This is a genomic window from Dyadobacter sp. HNCC25DJ185 (genome assembly GCF_056895195.1).
The window spans coordinates 153,116-176,807 of sequence record NZ_JBXHAR010000010.1 but is presented as its reverse complement, the minus strand read 5'-3'; the positions used below and the strand labels follow the sequence as shown (position 1 = coordinate 176,807).

At 47.3% G+C, this 23,692-nt stretch carries 13 protein-coding genes; 8 read left to right on the top strand and 5 right to left on the bottom strand.

What is annotated here, in order from left to right:
- Positions 1-7 precede the first annotated feature (7 nt).
- From AC1XUF_RS26090 to AC1XUF_RS26080, 3 genes are all read right to left on the bottom strand, one after another.
- The gene (locus AC1XUF_RS26090) at positions 8-1,213 is read right to left on the bottom strand and encodes an efflux RND transporter periplasmic adaptor subunit (RefSeq protein WP_483344804.1); all 1,206 of its coding nucleotides are present in this window, start codon (positions 1,211-1,213) and stop codon (positions 8-10) included.
- A gap of 184 nt (positions 1,214-1,397) precedes the next feature.
- Positions 1,398-2,150 carry a LytR/AlgR family response regulator transcription factor gene (locus tag AC1XUF_RS26085; protein ID WP_483344803.1) on the bottom strand — a complete coding sequence of 251 codons (753 nt, stop codon included), beginning with the start codon at positions 2,148-2,150 and terminating at the stop codon, positions 1,398-1,400.
- Entirely contained in the window at positions 2,147-3,256 is a 1,110-nt protein-coding gene (locus AC1XUF_RS26080) for a sensor histidine kinase (RefSeq protein WP_483344802.1), read from the bottom strand. The genes AC1XUF_RS26085 and AC1XUF_RS26080 overlap by 4 nt, the downstream gene beginning before the upstream one ends.
- A 494-nt stretch (positions 3,257-3,750) precedes the next feature.
- Here AC1XUF_RS26080 and AC1XUF_RS26075 point away from each other — a divergent pair, with 494 nt between their 5' ends.
- Complete coding sequence (locus tag AC1XUF_RS26075; RefSeq protein ID WP_483344801.1) at positions 3,751-6,957, top strand: SusC/RagA family TonB-linked outer membrane protein; 3,207 nt, start codon at positions 3,751-3,753, stop codon at positions 6,955-6,957.
- Between the two features lie 55 nt (positions 6,958-7,012).
- The gene (locus tag AC1XUF_RS26070) at positions 7,013-8,890 is read left to right on the top strand and encodes a RagB/SusD family nutrient uptake outer membrane protein (RefSeq protein ID WP_483344800.1); all 1,878 of its coding nucleotides are present in this window, start codon (positions 7,013-7,015) and stop codon (positions 8,888-8,890) included.
- A 486-nt stretch (positions 8,891-9,376) separates the two neighbouring features.
- On the opposite strand, the gene AC1XUF_RS26065 is transcribed toward AC1XUF_RS26070, so the two are convergent.
- Both AC1XUF_RS26065 and AC1XUF_RS26060 read right to left on the bottom strand, forming a co-directional pair.
- Positions 9,377-10,216 (bottom strand): DUF4249 domain-containing protein, encoded by an 840-nt coding sequence (locus AC1XUF_RS26065; RefSeq protein WP_483344799.1) that lies wholly within the window; start codon positions 10,214-10,216, stop codon positions 9,377-9,379.
- A 20-nt stretch (positions 10,217-10,236) separates the two neighbouring features.
- Positions 10,237-12,759, bottom strand: coding sequence for a TonB-dependent receptor (locus AC1XUF_RS26060; RefSeq protein ID WP_483344798.1), 2,523 nt, complete (start codon positions 12,757-12,759; stop codon positions 10,237-10,239).
- Between the two features lie 367 nt (positions 12,760-13,126).
- Here AC1XUF_RS26060 and AC1XUF_RS26055 point away from each other — a divergent pair, with 367 nt between their 5' ends.
- The 6 genes from AC1XUF_RS26055 to AC1XUF_RS26030 are packed head-to-tail and all read left to right on the top strand — an operon-like array spanning position 13,127 to position 22,940.
- Complete coding sequence (locus tag AC1XUF_RS26055; RefSeq protein ID WP_483344797.1) at positions 13,127-13,891, top strand: response regulator; 765 nt, start codon at positions 13,127-13,129, stop codon at positions 13,889-13,891.
- Positions 13,878-14,945, top strand: coding sequence for a ParM/StbA family protein (locus AC1XUF_RS26050; RefSeq protein WP_483344904.1), 1,068 nt, complete (start codon positions 13,878-13,880; stop codon positions 14,943-14,945). The genes AC1XUF_RS26055 and AC1XUF_RS26050 overlap by 14 nt, the downstream gene beginning before the upstream one ends.
- Positions 14,946-14,955: 10 nt before the next feature.
- Positions 14,956-16,047 carry a HEAT repeat domain-containing protein gene (locus AC1XUF_RS26045; RefSeq protein WP_483344796.1) on the top strand — a complete coding sequence of 364 codons (1,092 nt, stop codon included), beginning with the start codon at positions 14,956-14,958 and terminating at the stop codon, positions 16,045-16,047.
- A gap of 30 nt (positions 16,048-16,077) precedes the next feature.
- Entirely contained in the window at positions 16,078-17,571 is a 1,494-nt protein-coding gene (locus AC1XUF_RS26040) for a glycosyltransferase family 2 protein (RefSeq protein ID WP_483344795.1), read from the top strand.
- A 9-nt stretch (positions 17,572-17,580) separates the two neighbouring features.
- On the top strand, positions 17,581-20,451 hold the full coding sequence (locus AC1XUF_RS26035; protein ID WP_483344794.1) for a tetratricopeptide repeat protein: 2,871 nt from the start codon (positions 17,581-17,583) through the stop codon (positions 20,449-20,451).
- Between the two features lie 53 nt (positions 20,452-20,504).
- Entirely contained in the window at positions 20,505-22,940 is a 2,436-nt protein-coding gene (locus tag AC1XUF_RS26030; RefSeq protein WP_483344793.1) for an NAD-dependent epimerase/dehydratase family protein, read from the top strand.
- The last annotated feature ends 752 nt before the right edge of the window (positions 22,941-23,692 follow it).

Sequence of the window (23,692 nt, the reverse complement as noted above, 5' to 3'; positions counted from 1 at the left end):
TTCGGATTTAAGGCTGATCATAGATCGTGGCAGGCTGCGCTTTCTTCATGATGATTTTAGCCCCGTCTTTCAGATTGGTAACCCCATCCAGCACCACCTGCCCACCCGCAGCAATGCCCCGTTCCACTACGAAATATTTGCCGTCGGACGTGGGCGCGGCTTCGATCTCCGTATTGTGCGCGACGCTGTCTGCGCCGACCGTGAAAAGGAACCGCTTGCCTTGCAGTTCATAAGTGGCACTCTGGGGCACTACCAGAGCTGAGTCGAGTGTTTTGGGGATCCGTACTTTCCCGCTGTTGCCGGAGCGCAGCAGCGCTTGCGGATTGGGAAATGTGGCCCGCAATTGTATCGAGCCGGTCTCTGTACTGATTTGTCCCGTGCTGGTTTTCACCTGACCTTTCTGCTGGTACACCGAGCCGTCGGATAAGATCAGCGACACATCGGGGATCTTTGAAAGCTTATCCTGAAAGGTTTTGCCGGCAACCTGGCGTATCAGGCCAAGCAGCTGCTTTTCATTTAGTGAAAAATAGGCATAAACCGAACTGATATTGGAAACAGTCGTCAGTGGTTCGGTAGTGGTGCTGCTCACCAGGCTGCCGATTTTATAGGGGATTGTACCCACAACGCCATTCACGGGACTTGTTAAAATGGTGTACCCCAAATTCGTTTTGGCATTGGCCAGACTGCTTTGGGCCTGGACGAGCGTGGCCTGTTTGGATTGCAGCGTGTATTCCGCCGACTCCAGTTCGTATTTGCTGATAATGTCCTTTTCAACCAGCGGCCGCACCTTGTTGACCGCCATTTGCGCTGCATTCACTTCTGCCCGGGCCGTCAGTATCTGCGCTTCGGCCGAGCGGACATCTTCGGAATACTGCGGTGCATTGATCCGGAATAACCGCTGACCCTTTACTACGGTAGCGCCTTCGTCTACATAAATGGCTTCCACGTATCCATCCACCTTGGGCCTGATTTCCACATTTTCTTTTCCCTGCATGGTAGCAGGGTATTCGTCATATAATGTGATTTGCCGGGGCTCCATGGTCAAAACCGAATAGGTTTTGGGTTGCTCCGGCATTCCCGGCATTCCGGAGGGCGGCCCACCGCCGCCTGGCCCGGGCATTCCTGTTTGCTTTTCCTTGTTTCCACAGGCACTTAATAAGCATAAGGTTACAAAAATGACGCTCAGGGTTTGAGCATGTTCTTTCAATACCATAATCAGTTACTCTAAGAGATGTTTTAGCCGGCCAGGTAAGAATAGGCGAAATGGCTGTTTCGATCCGGCCTGGCTTGCAATCATGCAAAGTTGCCCTGGCGGATGATGGAGAAAAAACGGATCGGGAAGAGCGCCGCATTGCATCCGACGAGTGAAGGTTTTACAGGGAAGAGCAAACCCGGAATCAGCGGCCCAGCCAGTCCTTAAACTCGGAAAGCCGGCTCATGCTCACAAAAACATCCTGTTTGGGCGATTGGATCAAATCCACTTTCAGCCTGCCCACCGAATAGACCTGGATCTGCTGAATAGCCTGTCTGGACACCAGGAACTGCCTGTTGACCCTGAAAAATACGGCGGGATCCAGCATGGCCAGCAGCTGGTCCAGACTGTACTCTACCGGATAAAGTTTATTGTCGCAGGTAACCAGCATGGTTGCTTTGTCTTCGGAAAAGAAATAAGCAATGCGCGAAGTATCAATGCTCCATATTTTATGCCCTACGGTAATCATAAAGCGCTCCCGGTAACTCGCCGGCTGGCGGGCTTCGATAAACCGCAGCAGGGAATTCATGTTGGGCTGCTCCGGAAGGAGCGTCTTGAATTTTTCAATGGAAGCTACCAGTTCATCATATTCGATGGGTTTGAGCAGATAGTCGATGCTGTTGACCTTGAAGGCCTTTAACATATACTCGTCGTAGGCCGTCGTGAAGACAATGGGGACGGTCAGGGAAATTTGCTCGAATATCCGGAAAGCAATGCCATCTTCAAGATGGATATCCATGAACACCAGGTCGGGAAGCGGGTTATCACCAAACCATTTAACAGATTCATCCACAGACGGCAAAGTCGCTGCGATCTTTAAGTTTGGATCGTATTTGAGCAGCATCCGCTCCATCTGCCTTGCGTTACGCGCCTCATCTTCAATAATTACTACATTCATGTTAACAAAGGGATTCGAACAATAAATGATCCGTGCTGCTCTCCAAACGAGACCTGACGGTCTGTCAAAAGCGAGTACCGGTTGGTAATATTTTGCAGTCCGACGCCGGTGGACTCTTCCGGTTGATCTCTCGGCTGCAAGGGATTTTCGACGACCAGATAATCGTTTTCATGATATATCCGCACCTTCAAAGGCTCTTTAACAGACATACGGTTGTGCTTCACGGCGTTTTCAACCAGCATTTGCAGGGACAAAGGGGCAATGCAGTATTGGCCCGCCAGGTCAGCAGGCACATCGACAACCACCCGGAACTTGTCTTCAAATCGCATTTGCAGCAGAAAAGTATAGGCCTCAATAAAATCCAGCTCCACAGCGAGGGATACCAATGCCATGTCGCGCTGCTCCAAAATGTACCGGTAAGCCTTGGAAAGCCGCTTGACAAACTGCTCGGAAAGGTCTGCATCTTCGTGGACCAGCGAGGTGAGGATGCTGAGGCTATTGAACAGGAAATGAGGGCTCAACTGGTTTTTCAAGGCTTCGAACTGGCTCATGGCCGCTTCCTTTTCAAGCCGTTCTGTCTGAAGCTGAATACTTTTCAGCTGTTGGTACGATCTGGTATTGATGACCAGGTAAAATATCGACAGCATGATCGCTACCGAAAACCCATTGTTGGTCCTTTGCACATAATCCATTACTTCCGGTAAAAAAGGCTGCCCTTTCGGTAAGGCCTGAATACTTTCCAGGACCGGAAAAAGAAGGAAGGACACCGACTTTAAGATCAGCTGAAAAACAAAAATATAGAGTGTCGCAAGGCCGAGAGAAATCGATGTCGTCAGAACAAGCGCCTGCCAGCTGGATTCTAACAGGATTTCCATTCCGAAGCGCTGGAACAGATAGCGCTGTAACCAATCGGTGGCCGTAATCCAGATAAAATACATACCCAGCCCGACCAGGCTAAACAGGATAAAAAAGGGCAGAAAATAAAATATACTAGTGCCATTTTGTGCTGTCTGAGGCATATTCACATAAAAAAGCAGCGGCGAATACATCAGTAACAGCTTGATTGCCAATTGCCATTTTTGCTTTGAAGTCAGCCGACTTATCATGCTCGGGTAGGGATAAATACTTACAAATTTGACGCAAGTTAACCAGCGCTGCAAATGAACGGAGATGAGTACTCAAATTTTGGCGCTGAGCACGGAATTTGGCGGGACAATTGCTGTAAATTATCCTGGTCTAAAATTTTTTTGGTTTATTCTGCAAAAAATATCAGTTTGGTAAGTAGAATCGAAAATATGGTCGCTTATCCGACCATTACAGAAATTCCCCCTAACATCTCTCGCCATTGAATGCTGCATCGCTTCAATGTGTACCCCTGACATGCATCGTTAATTTTTGAAAACCCAAACCGGTTTTCTGGCATTTTCATCCCTAATCATTTCGCTGTCATCGAGCTTGCAGGCCAAGCCCGGGCTTATCTCTTGCTGCGTAGTGCCCAGATCTGACCCCCATCAAGGGTCTGTTCCGGCATTTGCATCCGGCAGGGAATATAGCTGGCGATTCGTTCGAAAATGTAACTACTTACCTTAAATAAAAAACGATGGCTAATTATGTTTTCCCTACCGGGTTGAAATTTTCCTGTAGGTTATTGTTTCTTCTTTTACTGATCGCTTCATTTCAGGTGCGGGGCCAATCGATCAAAGGATCCGTGAAGGATGAGAAGGGTGCGGGCTTGCCGGGCGTGAGCGTGGTTGTTAAAGGAACGACTTCGGGGACTGTGACCGACATGAATGGGGCTTACACCCTCAATGCCTCCCCCAACAGCACGGTGGTCTTTTCGTTTATCGGATACCTCACCCAGGAAATAAAAGCGGGCGGCAGATCAGTTTTGGACGTGACATTGCTCGTGGACATTAAGGCGCTGGACGAGGTGGTGGTGGTCGGCTACGGTACGGCCAAAAAAGCCACACTGACCGGCTCGGTAACGGCTGTAAAAGGAACCGAGCTTGAGAAGGCACCTGCTGCCAACCTGTCCAACACCCTCGGAGGCCGCTTGCCGGGTGTCTCCGCTGTCCAGTCGAGCGGGGAGCCAGGGTACGACGGTTCGGCCATCCGGATCAGGGGAACCAATTCACTTGGCAACAGCAATGCGCTGATCGTGGTAGACGGGGTACCAAACCGGAGCGGGGGCCTGGACCGTATTAACCCGGCAGACATTGAAAGTATCTCTGTCCTGAAAGATGCGGCAGCCGCGATTTACGGCTCACGTGCCGGGAATGGTGTTATTCTGATCACCACAAAGCGCGGCAAATCCGGGAAGCCCAAACTTTCCTACGATTTCAATATGGGCGTCTCCCAACCCACATTTACACCCAAAATGTCGAGTTCCTCCGAATATGCGACCATCAGAAACGAGTTGCAGATCTACGACAATCTTCCGGTGGGCCAATGGGCAGGGGCATTTCAGGCGTTCAGTACAACAGGTTCTTACACGAGAACCGACAATGGAGATGCGCTGAGCGCCGTCTATACCCCTGCTGAGATTCAGAAATTCAGCGATGGCTCCGATCCGCTCCGGTACCCTGATACGGACTGGTACAAGTCGGTCATCCGGAAATGGTCGCCTCAGCAACGTCATAACTTACAGTTGTCGGGAGGTAGCGACAATTTCAAGTACCTCGCCTCACTGGGTTACATCAACCAGGACGGATATTACGTCAATTCGGCCACGGGGTACCAGCAATATGACATGCGGATCAACCTCGATGCCAAGGTCAACAAGTATGTGACCGCTACACTGGGCGTGACCTTGCGCGAGGAGTTCCGGCATTACCCGAGCGGGGGTGGCGCAGGTGACATCTTCCGGATGCTGATGCGTGGTAAACCGACGGAAATCGCAATATGGCCGGATGGGCGCCCCGGGCCGGACATTGAGAACGGCCAGAACCCGGCAGTTATCACGACAAACCAAACCGGCTACGACAATGATAAAAGGGACTATATACAAACGAATGGCGGCCTGGAGATCCTGATTCCGGGTGTAAGCGGACTGAAAGTGAACGTAACTGCCGCATTGGACAAAATGATGCGCAGGCAGAAAACCTTCCAGAAACCCTGGACCCTTTACTACTGGGATAAAGTGTCTTATGAAGCCGACGGCGTAACGCCGGTACTGACCGGGGCCGTGCGTTCCACCTATACGGACTCGCGGCTGACTGAAAGGTCCTCTCAGGAACTTTCCATTCAATTGACCGGACAAGTGTCGTATGAAAAGACATTCAACGGCCACAATTTCAATGCGATGGCGGGAGTCCAGCGGGAGAAAGTGGACGCCGACGGTTTTTACGCGTACCGGCGTTATTTTATATCCGACGTCGTGGACCAGCTGTTTGCCGGGGGATCAGAAGAGCAGAATATAGACAATTTTGACCTGTACAGAAGGGCAAGGCTCAGCTACTTTGGGCGGGCGGGATACAACTATAAAGAAAAATACCTGGCCGAATTCCTATGGCGTGTGGATGGATCGTACGTTTTCCCAAAGGAAGGACGTTTCGGCTTTTTTCCGGGGGTGTCTGCCGGATGGCGCATTTCCGAGGAAGGGTTCTGGAAAAACAAAATCCGTTTCCTCAATAATGTAAAAATCCGTGGGTCCTGGGGCCAGATGGGCGCAGAGCCTTATTATCTGGGGACAGAAACGCTCGCTGAATACCAATATCTGTCGACGATGAGCTTTGGCAATTATGTGATCAACGATCAGGTTGCCAAGACGTTGCTTGAATCAAGGGTTGCCAACAACGAGTTTACCTGGGAAGTGGCCAACAACAGCAATTTCGGGATCGAAGGCACGCTGTTCCATGACAAATTATCTTTCGAGTTCGATTATTTCGTGAACAACCGTTCCAAGATCCTGATCCCAAAATCGGGATCGACGCCTTCGACGGCCGGTATGGACGGAAAATTGCCGCCCCAAAACCTGGGCAAGCTACAAAACAAGGGATGGGAGTTTAAGGTGAGCTATGACGGCAACATCAGCGATTTTACCTATTCGGTGAGTGTAAACGGCGGTTACGCAAAAAACAAAATCAAGTATTGGGATGAAACCCCCGGCGCACCGTCTTATCAACAATCGACCGGAATGCCTTATGGGTCTTTTCTCGTATACCAATACGACGGCGTATTCAAGGACCAGGCTGAGATTGACGCCAATACACTGGATTACTCACCTATTACAGGATCGCTCAGGCCCGGGGATATGAAATTCACCGACATCAATAACGACGGCAAAATCAATGCGGACGACCGCATCAGAACCGAGAAAGTACAGAGGCCCTGGTTCACCGGCGGGGCTTCCATTAACCTGGGATACAAGTCGTTCGACCTATCTATCTTATTTCAGGGGGCCACGGGAGGTCTCCAGTTGGTTGGCCTTACCGAATCGGGCGACATTGGCAACTATCTGAAATATGACTATGATCACCGTTGGACCATCGACAATCCTTCAAGCGAGTACCCGCGCCTTACCAACCGGAATAACGCTTACTATACAAACACGGGACAGGCGGGGATGAATACCTATTTCATGAAAAGCAGCGACTACCTGCGCTTGAAAAACATCGAACTGGGCTACAATCTGCCTGCGGGGCTTCTTTCGAAAGTGGGTATTGGAAGTTTCAGACTGTATGTCAACGGCTTAAACCTGCTTACTTTCAGCAAAATCAAAGTCTGGGACCCTGAGGCAACCACCAGCAGCGGCCAGTACTACCCGCAATCCAAAATTATCAACGCAGGGCTCAAAGTCGCGTTCTGAAATAACCCCGGGAATGCAGCATTGTAAGAGTAGTAAAGATTCAAACACGAACAACATGACATTTAAATATAAATCCTGGTTTGCAATTGCAATAACCCTATCCATTTTTGCCTCAGCTTGTGATACTGATTTTCTGGATGTTACGCCGCCAAGCGAGATTGCAAGCGACCAGGTTTGGTCCGATGGCGCACTTTCCGAAGCTTTCGTAACCGGAATATATGCAGGCTTGCAGCAAGGTGGCTTTAGTGAACAGATGCTGGCCTCCCTGACGGATGAAGCCGTTTTTACGCATACGGGAAGAAATATCAATACAGTCAACGAAGGCAGTTTGAGCCCTTCCAATCTCGGCTGGGTGGACGACACCTACGGATGGTCGGCTATGTACACAAGAATCCGCGCCGCCAATCAGGCGATCCAGAATCTGCCAGCTTCTACTTTTACGGACGAAACGTTGAAAGACCGCCTCAGAGGAGAGTCCTATTTTCTGAGGGCTTATTATTTACACCAGTTGGTCCGCTATTATGGGGCCGTTCCGATTATCAAAAAAGTATATGACCTCAATGAGGATTATTCTATTTCCAGGAACACCTTCGAGGAATGTGTTGACCAGATCGTGAGTGACTGTGACAGTGCAGCCCTGTTCCTGGAAGGCAAAACCATCGACAAGGGCCGTGCTTCCATGCTCGCCGCATTAGCTCTCAAATCAAGGATTTTGCTGTACGCAGCCAGCGACCTCCACGATATCCCAACAGCAAAGACCAAATCGTCCCTTATTGCGAGCTATGCCAATCCCGAATACCTCGGCTACCTGACGGGCGACAGAAAAGCGCGTTGGCAGAAAGCTTACGATGCCGCAAGCGCGGTGGTTGAAGGCACAACCGGCTATAAACTGAACCTTTCAGCCCCTGTAAGCACAGATGAAGGGAAAACAAACTATATGTCCATTGCAATGGCCGGATACAGCGCCGACAAAAGTCTGGATGCCGCTGCGGCAGCGGAACTGATATTCGGAAAGTATTTTACAGCGAGCCTTAGTGAAGGTGGGCGCCAGGTTGGATTAAACAACGGGCCCAACGGGTATCATAACTGGGCAGGAAATACGCCGATTGGCTTACTGGCCGACGACTACGAGATGATGGACGGAACCTCTTTTTCGTGGACCAATCCCACACACAAGGCTAACCCTTATACAAATCGTGACCCGCGGTTTTATGCTACTGTTTTGTATGACGGCGCACCCTGGAAACCACGCCCGTCAGACGCAAATGATCCGGCCGATCAAATACAGACAGGATCGTACGACCTGCTGGACGGGAGCGGGAATCTTTTTAATAGAAAGGGATTGGATACGCGCCAAAGCTCTATTGAAGACTGGAATGGCAGCCGCACCGGATATTATATGCGCAAGTTCATCGATCCAAATCCGGATTTGTATGATAACACCGACCGTCAAAATATTCCCTGGCCATTTTTCCGCTACACGGAAGCGGTGTTCAACTTGATAGAAGCGGCGATTGAGCTTGGCAATGAAGGTGAGGCGCTCGAGTGGCTTAATAAAATACGATTTCGTGCAGGGATGCCCGCACTGAAAGCTTCCGGTACCGATTTAAGGGATGCCTACCGGCATGAGAAGAGAATTGAGATGGTTTACGAGGAGCAACGCTACCATGATGCGCGCCGGTGGATGATCGCATCTGCCACATTGGGGCGCTCCCTGCAGTACATCAGCGTAATCGGCAAATTTAAGGCGGGCAAGAGCATGAAGGAGCCTTACCATTACGACCCTACTGTGTATGACTATACTTATACGCCGGTGGAGGAAAAATCACATGAAAACAGGACCTGGCTGGACAAAATGTACTTTCGGCCAATCAGCCGCGACGAGATCAACCGAAATGCTTTACTGACTCAAAATCCCGGCTATGACAATTGACGGCGAACCAGACAATCCGTCGGTTCGAAAAAATACCAATCTGAACATTTCTGTCCGCCCGGGTGCGGTACATTGAGCCAGAGAGCCCGGTCAGGAAATATTTCTGACCGGGCTCTTATTCTATTGATCGGCCAGGTTCTGATCGGCCATATTTTGGGGGAAGTTGCGGGCACCTGGTATCCGCAAGAAGAGCTCAAAGGCCTGTCTGCATTTCCCTACGGCTTACTGATTTGGCCGTTCTTCACCCGCCTCTGATGAATGGATCGGAAAGGGTTTTCCACGAAACAGTGACAGGCATACTGACCAATACAATCCGTTCTGTCGCCCGAACAAATTCAGCGGCAAAAGGATACGTATATATACGATCGGTATTTATTAAGAACTGGAAATAAAAAGATGAACCGGACAAAAAATGGGGACAGATATTTCACCAATGGCAAGTCGTCACCACTTGTTGCCGAGGTGATGCTTCCGAAGCTGCATCCGTTATTTTTTTAGAACAGTCAACAACAATGTGTCCGCATTTATTCCCGTAAAAATTCCCAGTCCGTTAGAAATAGAAGAAGGGGGGGTACTCAGGTTTTGGGTTGTCGTCCCAGCAGACTTATAGAGCGCTGCATAGTCATCTCCAACCCGGTACAGGATCACATCATATCTTCCAAAGTAGGAAAGACTTTGCGGGGATATGTTGGCTACGGAACTGTTAACAGGTTCATTGGTGAACCCTCTTACCGGGATGGTATTACCATCGGGCAAGATGGTGATTTGCTCGGGGTTGCTCTCTGTATTCTGGACTGAGAGAAAAAAATATTCCTTGTCGGGGTTCGTCCAGGTTACTTCCACAGCGGTGTTATCATCACTGTTTCCCCCCGGGAAGCCCCCGGAGCCGAAACCGCCCGAAAGGTCCCTTTGCGTGCGATAGATCTCGGTTTCGCTTATTGCATATCCCTGCGGCTTCGGAGGAATTGTCGCCGACGCCGAAATGACCCTCCCCTTATACGAGAAGCTCATTTCATAGACGGTACCTGCCGGGCCAACGACCTGGTCGGATGGAGATTTATAAATACCCTCTTCCGCATTTGTCAATACAAAAGACTGGCCGTTGCTTCCGGTGATCTGAATCTGCAGATCATTTACCGGCATAGAGGTGCTGTCTGCTGCATTCTCGTAGGATATCTCGGTATATACATACATGGATATAGGGTGCCCCGGCGCGAGGTATGCCTCAATGATGGGTTTATCGCCTGATTTGGTCACCGTGTTGGTATCATCAAGACACCCCGTCAGGAGCACTCCGGCCAGTGCGATTGCGTAGTAACGTTTCATATCTAGTAGAAAATCCTGAATCATTTGAGATGCCAGCTGATGGTTAAATTCGGCGTAATGCCGAGGTAGGTTACATTGGTGGTCTGAAGAATATTTATATCCGATTCCTTTACGATCTGATATCGTTTGTACCAGATGTTGGTGCGGTTGTAAAGGTTAAATACCGACAGCCCTACATTCCATTTAGAATTGAAAGTATAAGTCACGGAGGCGTCCATGCGGTGATAGTCCGGAAAACGGTTTGCGTTTTTATCCGAAGGGTTCGTGAAGTCCCGTGTAGAACCATCCAGCAAGGTAAGCTGGTATCCTCCGATGATAGAGGTGTAAGGCCGTCCTGTGGAATATATCCAAGTTGCCGCGAAATCCCAGTGCTGGTAATGGTATGAACCGACCAATTTAAGCTGATGACGCACATCCTGATCGGAGAAGTAGGGCTTATCTGAAAAGGCCGCAATGTTACGCTGGGCTTCTGCCAAAGTATATCCTATCCAGCCCGTAAACGCTCCGAATTTCCGCTGCACAAGCAAATCCATTCCCCGGATAGTCTCTTTGCCGTTATAAAACGTCTGGTCTGCAGTGAGCCCCTGTCCCACTTTTGGAACAAACCGGAGCGTATACTCCGTAATTCCGGTATTGTCTTTATTGTAAAACTCTACATCAAAAAGATACTTGGGAGTTTCATAGCTTCCGCCCAGGATCAGGTGGTTGGATTTGGTAACCGGCAAAGTCCCCCCATCGGATAAAATCCAGAAGTTCCTGTTCCCCTGGGAAATGTCTTCGCGGTTGATCTGCTTCACAAATTGATAATAGGTGCCTGCGGCCCCTTTTAATTTCAACCTGCCGGTCAGGTTATAGTTGACCGACAGCCGAGGCTCCGTATACGTTTTGCCCGTCACATCAAAATACGTCAGCCGGACCCCCGGTTTGATTTGCAGTTTGCCGTCAAGCAAGCTTACCTGATCCTGTAAATAGACGGTTGAAGTGCTTCCCCGATCATCCCGGCTTAATACCGTCACCGTGTCGCTTTCACTATAAGAGTATTTTACGCGGTTCTGTGTGTGCTGTGCACCAAACTCAACTTGCTGGTGAGAGGAAGCTTTCCATTCAAAGTCTGTTTTGATGGTAGCGTCGTTAAGATCATTATGTTCAAACTGCCCGGTCTTCGTGGTGGTGGTGGTACCGGAACGTGTAATGTTGATGCTCCTGGAATTATCCCGGTCGCTATAATAATTGGAGTAACTAACCATGGTGTTGCTATAGAGCCTCGTCCCCCATCTTCGTGACCATTTGAGGCTGCTCCCCAGATTCCCCCAATTGGACACGTCCGAATTGCTTGTATTCAAATCAGTAGTCTGCGTTTGACCGCCACCGCCAAACCCGCCACCAGGAAAACCCGAACCCGAATTATTGTTGGTGGAATTGTCCATATTATCAGTTCCGTTATACAGGCTCAATGATACATTATCGTTCACCCCGGGCCTGAAAGTCAGCTTGGCATTCAGGTCATAGAAATACGAACTGGCTGTCTGGTTACTGCTTGTATTTCCAAAGCCGCCGCGTCCGCCCCCCGGAAAACCGCCTGTAGGGTTCGTCCCCGTATTACCGCCAGTATTTGTATTGGAATCACTGGAAAACCGGTTAAAGATCTTCTTATATAACGGCCCCTTCCAGGATCTGCGGGCAGCAGCCAGAAAACTGATTTTGTTTCCTAGCGGCGTTTCAATAAATGCATTGGCACTCAGTAAACTCAGGTCCGCGCCTGCATTGAATTGTTTCTGATTACCTTCCTTACCTGTAATCTCCGCCACCGCCGAGGTACGTCCTCCGAATTTAGCGTCAAATCCGCCTTTGTATAACTGTATATCTTTCAGGGCGTTATAATTGAATGCAGAGAAAAAGCCAAATAAGTGGTCCACATGATAAACGGTAAAGCCATCGTATAAGACCAAAGTCTGGTCGGGCGTGCCTCCACGTACATAAAGGCCTGATGAAGACTCATTCGAGGCGCTTACACCAGGCATCAACTGAAATGCCCGAAATGGATCACGTTCTCCGACATTAGGCAATTTCGCCAGGTTCTTCGGCGTCATTTTAATCATGCTGATCGTTTCATTGGCCTTCATGATTTCCGTTTTTTCACCTCTGACACGCACTTCGTCCAGTTGGGCCTCATCGGGCGTCATTGAAATGGCAATCCCCGTCAGGGCGCTTCCAGGCTTAAGGGTAAAGGTTGTATTACGATATCCCACATACGTCAGAATGATGCTGCTCGTATCGGACGGTACCGGCGTCAGAGTGAAAAAGCCGTCCACATTTGATTTCGTTGAAATCATGCGGTCGCCGCTTTTCACATATATGGTCGCGAAAGGCAGGCTCTCGCCCGTGTTTGAGTCGGTAACTTTCCCGCTAATGGTTAAGTTCAGCCGTGTTTTGACGTTTTTTGCTGCTTTTTCAAAAGCCGGGACTTCTGTCGTTTGGCAATCTGCGGAGTGCATGATGCAAAGGCAGAACCCAAGAATTAAAATGGTAGATTCTTTAAGCATTCGGATGGGTCTTTGGGCATATTTTCCCAATACGGACTGAATTCATCCGAAGTGGCAATTTTTCGGGATTTGCATACATTTAACCGGTATCTGTATAAATATCTGCATTTCGCTTTTTGAGATCTTTCCGAAGCCTGCAAAAGCCTTTTCAATTTAATCCGGTTAATGAACCGTCATTAAATCTTCGAATCTGAAATTGAATGGCTATTTAAAGAACCAAATCTCCCTTATTTAAGGAATTTACTCGCCTGTACCATATAGCTAACTTTGCGAAGTACAAGATCGGCGCCCTTGGCCCTAACACGCCAATGTTCTTTATAGTCGATCAGCTACAAACCCTCAAAAATATTAAATAGGAATATAGTTTATGAAAGACAGAATCAGGGTCCTCCACATTGAGGGGGATAAATTAATTCGGAATTTATTTAAAAAAATCTGCCCTGACAATTTCAGTATCGATTTCGCGACTACAGGGAAAGATGCATTAAATATGCTGGAGAAGAATTCTTATGGTTACAATCTGGTAATCACTGAAATACAGATGCAATATCGCAATGGCTACGAAATTATGCATGCGATCAGCAAAAACAGTCCTGTAAATATCCCCGTCATCATTACCTCTCATTTAAATTTCTCTCACATCGAGCATAAGTTTAATATTTCACGGGATAACTATTTTAAAAAGCCCTTTTCTATCGGTGAAGTCTTGAACAGGGCCACTTTATTGCTGACAGGAAAAGATCAGACTGTTTTCACCGCATCGCAAAATGTGTATCCGTTGTCTTTAATAACGCCCACGGCGGATCTTTCATCAGACAGCAGATTTTCTGCCTCATTATATCCCGATCCCCTATCCGAAGAATCTTTGCCGGAATTTCAATCGGAACAAATCCATGAGATCCTAAATAGCAGTTTGAAGGAAACCACTTTGGACGGCTATAATACTGTAAACGACATCCCGGAATTCGGTCTGGATATTTCTGAACAAGAAATTAGCCATTCCTTTCAGGAACCGGCGCTACATACAATTTCACAGGACACCCAAAATGAGAGTTCAGAGGCCGCCTGGGTCAAGGTAAGGAAAATCAACTCTTTACAAAGTATAGGCAACGCGTCCAATCATTGGTGGTAAGTTTTACAATTCAAACGATTCATTTCCCTCTGTTTTCATGTACAATATTCAATCTTTATCCAGTTTGATTCAGGCGAGCCATTCCGATCTGTCCAACACAGCCGCATCGCTCATAAACGGACTCAGGATCAAGCATAAACAGCAATGGTATATTTGCGGGAGCCTGGCATTTAATGAAGGCCGGTTTCCATACAAGTTACACAATTCCTCGACAGACGACCTGGAATATCAGGTACTTTTTAAGGCCGCATTGTTATTGTCAATCGGACAAGTGGAACAGCCTGTCTTCCTGACCGTGGGCTTCCCTAACAGTACCTACAAGCTTGTCAAACAAAAAGCCCTCGATTACCTGTCAGGAGAACATCATATCGAATATGACGCTTCTGTTTTTGGCGCGGATGCCACCGATTCAGTTTCGGTAAATATACATCAGGTCGAAGTAGTACCGGAAATAGTGGGATGCGTGATCGCACTCCGTAAAGGGCCTGAAAAGATCGATGGCAAATTTTTCGTCCTGAGCTGCGGATTCGGAACATTTGAATCGGTGCTCAGCACAGAAGAAGGTGTGGTAGAGCAAACCATGACCGGGGCTTATGGCATGCGATATGCGATCAACATTGCGTTGGAACTACTTAAAAAATCCCATCCCGTAGAATTCACCAGCCTCCAGCTATTTGACGATGCCTTTAGAAAAGGGTATGTCATTTTAAACAGGGCAAGGATCGATATCAAGGAAATCCGGAGGCAGGCTATTTCTATTTACTATCAGGAAATAATATCCCCATGTCTGCGCAATGTGATCACCGATCACAATCTGATGCGCACCAACAGGATATATCTGTGCGGAGGAGGCATCAATTATCCCGAGCTGGTCGACTGTTTTGAAAAGGAATTCAAAGATTTCGCTACGCTTACCGTGGCCCATGAACCTGAAAACCTGGCGGCAAAAGGATATGCACTAAATTCCTTGCGCAAAGCAGGCGGGAACCACAAACTGGCCTTGGGGATAGACATTGGCAATGCAAACACCCGTGTGGTAAACTTCCAGGAGTAATCGACAGACCATGGACATTGAAACACGTTTTATTTTTATTATCGAGTGTATCATCGCAGGATCCCTTTTGGGTACATTTTCATGTTACGTTCTGATTATTATTTTAAGACAACAATCTTATAATGACAAAAAGAGACGTGCCCGACTCGAGCAGGTGATCAGTGAAAGCATCATCAGTCACCTGGTAAACGATTCATTAATTGAGAGCGAAGAACCAACTCTATCATGGATTGATTTACCCGGAACTATCAAATTCAACGACAAGAAAAACAGGCAGATACTCATTGATACCATTATCAATTTGCGCTGGGATCTTGCAGGTCTGAACGCGAAAATACTCAGACAACTTTATATCTCGTCGGGCCTCTATCAGGACTCTCTCGCGAAACTTCGCGCTGCGTCCTGGCATGTGATTGTTCAAGGGTTACATGAAATCACCCTGATGGAATATCCAATTACGGACGTCGAGGTGTTGCGTTACAACCTCAGTAATGTGAGCGAGCTGCGTACGGCTGCGCGTTTTGCCTACATGAACCTTAGTAAAAACGAACCATTCAGATTTCTTGACGAAGTCCGCGACCCGTTAACATTGTGGGAGCTCATCGGTTTTTTCCGGATCCTGGACCAATCTGAAAAGTCTTTTAAATCCAACTTCGCTAATTGGATACGCTATTCCCGAAATAAAACCGTCGTAAGCTGTTGTATGAAACTGGCAGCGCACGAAAACCAGACTAATGCAATAGACAGTATTGCCGGCGTACTCGATAGCAACGACCACCAGCTCCGCGCGGAAGCAATTAATGCACTGGGATACTTAAAAGCCGAATCTGTGCAAGAAACACTTCTTAAAATGTACAACAGCCAGCCTATCAGTTGTCAGTGCGAGATATTATTCACGCTCGGCCTATTCGACAACCGGGAGGCATTCGACTTTATACTCGGCGAATTTGAGCACTCCAATCATTTTGAGATCGAAAATCAGTCTGCCAAAATATTGGTTAAACACATGAACAAGAACACACTGGGCGATTTTATGAACAGACTCGCGCCACGCAAGCAAAAGATATTGGATTATCATTTAGGATATAGTCTTCTCATTTAAAGACTTAGCCGATTTTAAAAGAACCCGTTTATGTTCCAGAGTATTATAGATTTCTATCAGGGATTCATTTTTGTATACAGTGCCACGACAGTGGTTGTATATCTCTTTCTCGCTATCTATTCTTACAAGGCAATTAGCAAATACCTGAAAAAAGAGACGGTTTATTATGCTAAGAATGCCCTGTCAAGCCCGCTTTCGCCGGGCATATCGGTAGTCGCGCCGGCATACAATGAAGGTTTGACGATTATTGATAATGTTTCATCCCTGATGCAGCTTAATTATCCGATTTATGAGGTGATCATCGTCAATGATGGGAGTACCGACAATACTTTGGAACTTCTGATTTCCAAGTTTGAGCTTATAGAAGTGAACCTGCCCTATCAGGAAAAAATAAAGACCAAGCCAGTCCGGCGCTTTTTAAAATCAGTGAACAGTGCATACAGCAAGCTCCTGGTCATTGACAAAGAAAACGGAAAAGGAAAAGCAGACGCGTCCAACGCGGGCATCAATGCCTCTCAATACAACTATTTCCTCTGCACCGATGTGGATTCGGTGCTGGACCAGGATACGTTACTGAAGCTTATCCGCCCGATTCTGGATGAAAAAAACGACCGCAAGCCCGACGATATACACGTTCTGCCGGATGTGGGGTACATTCATGCAGAAAGCAAACAACGGAGAGTAATCGCCGTTGGGGCGCCGCTGCGTATGATCAACTCGTCGGATGTGGATAATGGTGTGATCACCCAGTTCCGGCCACCGCGCAAATTGCTGCCGCGGTTCCAGGAGTTAGAATACATCCGGGCTTATCTCCTTTCCAAAATGGCGTGGAGCCGCGTTAACTGCGTCCCCAACGTGTCGGGAGGCCTCGGACTATTCGATAAACAAATTGCCGTAAAAGTAGGAGGCTACGACCCCGAGTCCTTTGCTGAGGACATAGACATCGTGACCCGGATGTCGGTATATATGATCCACAACAATCTGCGCTATGCCATTCGCTATATTCCCGTTTCACTCTGCTGGACAGAAGGACCGCAAACGCTTAAAATTTACAGCAGACAAAGGGTACGATGGGCGCGCGGACTGATCCAGATCATGCTGTTACACCGGCACGTTTTATTTAATCCCAAATACAAACGTCTGGGGCTGGTCGTTTTTCCGTACAACTTCATTTTCGAATTTCTCGCCCCGATATTTGAAGCAGTCGGGCTCCTATTTTATATCTACCTTATTGTTATTGAGGCTATTAACTGGGAAAATACTTTCATTTTACTCGCCTTTCTCTATTTCTTTTCGACGATGATCAGTTCAATTGCTGTGTTGTGGGACCAGTTGACAAACCGTCACTATAAAACCACAAGGGAGGTGATTGGTTTATGCCTCACTGCTTTTGCTGAACCTTTCTTTTATCACCCACTGATTGTTTACTTCAGCCTAAAGGGATATGTAGATTCCTTGCTGAGAAAAAAACTGATCTGGGGGAATATGGAACGGAAGGGCTTCTCCTCTACCAAAGCTAATTAAGTAATTCGTATGAAACTCGTATCAGGAATTGTAAATCTTCTCTTTTTACTCCTCATATCTGCCCACGCCAGTGGACAGACATGGAATTCAGTAAAAGCAGAAAAGCGCTATCAAAGTGCGCTCAAGGATGCGAAAGCCAATAAAAACCAGGCTGCTATTGAACAATTAAAAAATGTCATGGAACTGAATCCCGATCACGTGGATGCGCAGGTACTGCTGACTAAACTCTATAGCAACACAGGGCAATTCGATCTGGTTATCCGCGAAGGAACCAGGGCTTTACGCAAAGCCCCTGGCTACGAGGATGTATACTACTATCTGATAGGGGCTTACCTTAATAAGCAGAACCCCCGTTATGCCCTGGCCTACGCTGAAAATGCCCTGAAACATTTTCCGGGGCACAAAGAATTTTCCATTAAAAAGCTGGGCATTCTCGACCAGCTCAATGCGTACCCAAACGGGGATGACCTGGCCGCGCAGCTCTTAAAAAAGTTCAATGCCGACAAACAGGTCAGACTGGTTGTGTCAGGGCATTACCAGGCAAAAGCAGATTGGTACCTGAAGAAAAACAAAGTGCTGCTGGCAAAAGGAAGTTATGAGAAAGCATTGGAAATCAATCCCGACAATCAGGATGTGATCGATAAAATCGACAAGATGGTCGCCGAGAGCGGCGACTATGACGCCAAAATAATCCGCGTAAACGAAGACCTGGCCCTGAACCCCAAGTCTTATCCGGCACTACAATACAAGCTGGGGCTGCTTCAGGAAATGAAGCGCTATGCAGAAGCCCTCGACGTTTTGAAAACCATCCGCAAATATTACCCGAATGACAGAAAAGCGATACAATTGGACAATACCATCCGGATGGAGGCAGGCGCATTCTATCAAAATACCAGTTCGTACGACATTTATCAGTCTATCCTTTTCCAGAACCCCAACGATAAAGAAGCACTGGAGAAAGTGATCGGCTTAGCGGTGGCAAAAGGAGAAACGGCCCTAGCCCTTTCGTACGTCAATGCGGCATTGAAAAGAGCGCCGGGCAATATGGACTTGCTGATCCGCAAAATGGACCTTGAGTCACAAAGGCACAATTACACGAGTGCGTCCGCTATTGCCGAAACCCTGGTTCCTTCAAAAAACACGCCCACATTTCTTACACAGGCTACAGAAATCATCAACGCCGCCGGCAATTATTACCTGAGCGAGCAGCAGCCGGACAGTGCGCTGCTAAAGTTCAAATTCGTATTGAAAATTGATCGGAAGAATTTGGTTGCTGTCAAAGGAACCGTCAACGCTTACGCGATGCTGAACAATACAGACGCCCTATTGACAGAGCTGGATAACGGATTGGCCCTTTTTCCTGAAAACCGGGAACTGCTCGTCAAAAAAGCTTCCTTTCTGGCCCAGGCTGGCAAATTCAGGCAGGCGGAGAAAATCAGTTCGAAGCTGTACAACCAATATCCTGATGAGAGGCAAATCAGGGAAATGCACATAGAGAACAGCCTCGGCTCTGCCAACGTTTGTATTCAGGACGAAAACTACACCGATGCGAGATCTTATCTTACGCAGGTATTACAGCTGGATCAGGCCAATAAGGACGCCCTCCATTACATGATCAACATTCTTGATCTAACCAAACAATACAGGGAAGCATTGCGGTACATCGAGCAGGGACTTTCGGCCTATACCGACGACAAGGAATTTCTTCTGAAGAAAACTTCGGTTCTCTATAACGCAGAGGCATACCGTGCTTCCGCGCTGATAGCCGAACAGCTCAGGATGCTGTACCCATACAATTCACGGTATAAAACTACAATGACGGATGCCTGGCACGCCGCTGCAAGAAGGTATGAAAAACAAAACAGGATTGATAGCGCTCTGTACTGTTACGACAAAATTCTGGCAGAAAACGCGATGGATTCGACGGCGACCTTACACAAGCTTAACATTTTGATAGCCAATACCCAATATAGTAAGGCGCTCGACCTCGCCAATTCAGCCATCAACAGATTTGAGCAGTCCCAAGCGCTGTTATCCCGGAAAGTGAGCATACTGGAGAACCTCCTCTTATACGACGAAGCCTCGTCGTATGCAGATACGCTCCACAGACTGTATCCCGGTGAGCGCAACAGGCAGCAGGCACTTTTCCTCAAGAGCAAAACCTATCAGGACCAGATCGGGCTCTCGTTGCTACACACAAGTTACAGCGGTACTGAAGGTGGCGATAAACCGACACCTTATAATTTCGCATCCCTGTCTTACCAGCATTTCAATACCCGGGGATCGTATACCGCCAGGCTGTATTTTTCCGGCCGACAGGAAGGAACAGGGATTATGGGCGAAGGAGAAATCAACTACAAACATTCCACAACCCTCTATTCAACTGCATCATTGGGTTTATCCAACCATGTGATCTTCCCTAAGTACCGCGTCTCCTATTCTTTGTTCAAGACATTTGACAACAAAATAGAGGCGGAAGTCGGGACACGCGTGCTTGAAGTTGGCCCCGTGCGGTCATTTGCCCTGCTGGCGTCGGCAGCAAAAATGTTAGGTAATTTCTGGGTCAACGGTCGCATCTATGGCATCAGGGACCAGAGAGATTTCTACACGGCATTGAATATCAGCTCCAGGTATCAGATAAACGATCAGGATTACATCAGCGTCCTGGCCGGGCTGGGGACCTCTCCGGATGATCGCAGTCGTCTGGTATTATACCCAAAGTTGGCTGGGATACTGAGCCGAAGTATCGGTGCAGGATACCAAAAGACATTTAATTATAAGACCACTTTTGGAATCAATGCAACCCTGATCAACCAAAAAATTACAACTCTTTTCAGAAACCAGTATGACATTAATCTGAACGTACGGACAAAATTCTGACAGATTCCCTCCCAAAAAAATGCTAACAAATCTTATCGAAAATATTACCGATCATGAACAACACGATCCTGATCTTAGGTGGTGACGGTTATCTGGGATGGCCATTGACCATGAAAATAGCGATCCGGAATACAGATCAGCGGATTGTTGTTGTCGATAATGAATGGCGCAGGTCAATCGTTGAAAAAATGAGGATGAAACCACTGTTCCCTGTTTCCTCCTTTCAGCAAAGAATTGCTTCTTTTAATAACGCATACGGGCTTAACAATATACATTATCACGTCTTTGATATCAATTCGGCGAGCCTGGACAAGCTCATCGAAACGGAACGCCCGCACACCATTTATCATCTGGCGCAGCAGAGCTCCGCTCCTTACTCCATGAAGGGACTAAGAGAGTCACTGCACACATTGCGTAACAATGAAGAAGGTAATTTGCGCCTTTTGTGGTTAATGAAAACTTTTGTCCCGGATGCGCATCTTATCAAGCTGGGTTCGTTCGGAGCGTATGCAAAGGCGGGGATTGACATTGCCGAGGGTTATTTTTTTCCGGAATTCCGTGGTGTTAAAGCCAGCAGTAAAATGCCATATCCCCGGGAAGCGGACGATATCTATCATATTTCAAAAATCAATGATTCTAATTTTGTGGCTATGGCCACACGTATGTGGGGACTGCGCATTACAGAAATTATGCAGTCTACGGTTTTTGGCGTCTTTACAAGCGAAATGAACCACAACGAGCAGCTTCACACACGCTTCGATTATGACCATATATTTGGAACTGTTGTGAACCGTTTTCTGACACAAGCCGTGAAAGGTTACCCTTTGACCGTCTATGGGTCGGGCCACCAGAGAACGGGCCTCATGGCCCTGGAAGACACAATCGTCTCCATGGCTGACTTTGCCCGCAAAATTCCCGCACCCGGGGAACATCAGGTCATCAACCACGTCACAGAAACAAACTTTTCGATCAACGAGCTTGCCTTAACTATCCAGGAAATTCTGGCAAAACAGGATATCGCTGTTGAAATAGTACACACAGATGACCCCAGAACGGAAACGCACAGCGAGAAACCGGTCTACCAAATTGACACAAGGATAAACCGGGGAATTCACCGCCATAGCGATTTCACCAAAGTGATCCTGGATATGTTCGCGACCATCGAGCGTCACAAAAACAATATATCCGACAAGCTTTTTATACCGACTGTGTACTGGAACAAAAATCCCAATCAAAAAGACCTTCAAAGCACCAAGTCGTACAACTGTCTATACAACTGCGAGGATTTTTGGGAGTCTGTTCGCAGTGATCAGTTTCCACATGAGGAAATCAATCTCAATCCCGGCTCGGTCGGAACAGTCTGTGAAAAGAGTCGGCTGGCGATCCAGCGCGAGCCTGGCAGTGCATCTGCAAGTACTTTTCCGCTTGGCTACTACCGTAAAAGCAGAAACGCTTACCAAAAAATCAGGGAGAGGGCCAGCGAAATTTGGCCTTCTTCGGATTACTCTTTCACGGTGAGCGCCAGCACGTCCCAGTTGATGAATGTGCTGTCTCTCGCACTGATCAGGAAATTCTACACGGTCGCAAAACCACCCTTTAAAATTGTGACCACCCAACACGAACACCTGGGAGGCATTGGTCCATTCGAAACACTGCCCGAATTTGAAGTATATCATCTTCAGGACGCTGTGCTCGCAAACCCTGCGTTACTGGCAAGCGAACTTGCCCGGATACAACCTGTTTTGATTTTTCTTTCGCATGTCCAATTTGATACCGGAATAGTTGCCCCGATCGAGCAGTGGCTCAGTGTTGTGAAAGAGGAAGCTCCCGACTGTAAGATTGTACTGGACGTTGCCCAGTCCCTGGGGTTGCATCCGATCCCATTCGGACAGGCCGACATCATTACCGGAAGTACCCACAAATGGTTATTCGGACCGCAGGGAGGTGGAATAACCTGGATCAAATCCGACTTTGCGAAATGGATTGAGGGTATTTACTGGAATGGGACGGGCCTTCTAGAGCATGAAGGACTAGGACGGTTTACCATACCCGGCGGACAGGATTTTTCGCTTTACGACGCCATTGACGCCAGCTTTCAACTTTACCAGGGTCTGGGGAAAAAACTGGTACTCCATCGCTCCAAATATCTCAGGGATTTCTTTCAGGCGGAATTCGAAAAAATCCTCGTTCAATACTCCATTCCTCATCTTTTTCTAAATGACGACTCCTCGGCGGTAATTGCGGCCGGATTTGTAGATTTCGATCCATATCCGTTGTACAATTATTTAAATACCAATAGCATCTTTGTGAAACTCATCAAAAATGCACATCACCACCACTATCCACATATTCATATCCTGAGAATAGGAATGCCTTATTACGAAACGATCGAGCGGCTCACCTATGTCCTGGAAACAATATGCGACTACCTTCAAATAAAAAATAAAGAACTGCATTATCATTTGGTACACTCAGGAGATCATATGTAAAGGGCCTATAAACACCGCGAATGCCCATCCGCACATGAAACAAGGTTCCAGCAGCAAAGCCGGAAAAATCGCTTTAACGCTCCATTAATCCATGATCCAACATAGATGCAAGTTCCATGTATCTGTGTTTGGTGATCATCGGGCATTCCTTAAAATAGGGAACGGACGATGCTTTAACTTTATAACTCGCAATCTTAAAGATGTAGAAAAACTACCATCAGGAGAAGTCAGATTAAGTAGAAATTCGAATTACAAATTCAAAGAATTAAGGATGTATTTTATTCTACAACATGTAATCTAAAAGTAAAATAATTTCTTATCTCCCAATTAGGTCGTAACAAACCTAACCTTCGATCCAATTATCAGCCAATTGCAATATTTATCATCAAGGGGTTTGTATGGCGCTCAATAACAGCTGAACTCCGGAAATTAAATATAAAACTGCTTTACTTATGCCAATGTTTAAGTAGATATGATCTATTTTGTTTCTTAATAATGTTTTTGAAGCACATACAATGGTCTTATATGATTTGCAATCAAAAATAATGCAAACCAATACTTTTACAGCATCAAGCAAACCGACACAAGTCCTGCTGAAAAAGGCAAACGCCTAGTCAGGCCTTATGACCAGCTATGTCATTTAGTATAAACGGTTAAATGTTTGCGCCGGAATAATATTCCCAGGCGCCTAATTCCGTTTTCTGCTTACCGGTAAATCACACAACCCACTGACTAATAATTTATTAAAAAGC

Excerpts from the sequence above, each read along its gene's own strand:
- AC1XUF_RS26035 (WP_483344794.1), top strand. The coding sequence starts at position 17,581 with ATGAAACTCGTATCAGGAATTGTAAATCTTCTCTTTTTACTCCTCATA.
- AC1XUF_RS26045 (WP_483344796.1), top strand. The coding sequence starts at position 14,956 with ATGGACATTGAAACACGTTTTATTTTTATTATCGAGTGTATCATCGCA.
- AC1XUF_RS26065 (WP_483344799.1), bottom strand. The coding sequence starts at position 10,216 with ATGAAACGTTACTACGCAATCGCACTGGCCGGAGTGCTCCTGACGGGG.
- AC1XUF_RS26090 (WP_483344804.1), bottom strand. The coding sequence starts at position 1,213 with ATGGTATTGAAAGAACATGCTCAAACCCTGAGCGTCATTTTTGTAACC.
- AC1XUF_RS26055 (WP_483344797.1), top strand. The coding sequence starts at position 13,127 with ATGAAAGACAGAATCAGGGTCCTCCACATTGAGGGGGATAAATTAATT.
- AC1XUF_RS26080 (WP_483344802.1), bottom strand. The coding sequence starts at position 3,256 with ATGATAAGTCGGCTGACTTCAAAGCAAAAATGGCAATTGGCAATCAAG.
- AC1XUF_RS26085 (WP_483344803.1), bottom strand. The coding sequence starts at position 2,150 with ATGAATGTAGTAATTATTGAAGATGAGGCGCGTAACGCAAGGCAGATG.
- AC1XUF_RS26030 (WP_483344793.1), top strand. The coding sequence starts at position 20,505 with ATGAACAACACGATCCTGATCTTAGGTGGTGACGGTTATCTGGGATGG.
- AC1XUF_RS26060 (WP_483344798.1), bottom strand. The coding sequence starts at position 12,759 with ATGCTTAAAGAATCTACCATTTTAATTCTTGGGTTCTGCCTTTGCATC.
- AC1XUF_RS26070 (WP_483344800.1), top strand. The coding sequence starts at position 7,013 with ATGACATTTAAATATAAATCCTGGTTTGCAATTGCAATAACCCTATCC.
- AC1XUF_RS26040 (WP_483344795.1), top strand. The coding sequence starts at position 16,078 with ATGTTCCAGAGTATTATAGATTTCTATCAGGGATTCATTTTTGTATAC.
- AC1XUF_RS26075 (WP_483344801.1), top strand. The coding sequence starts at position 3,751 with ATGGCTAATTATGTTTTCCCTACCGGGTTGAAATTTTCCTGTAGGTTA.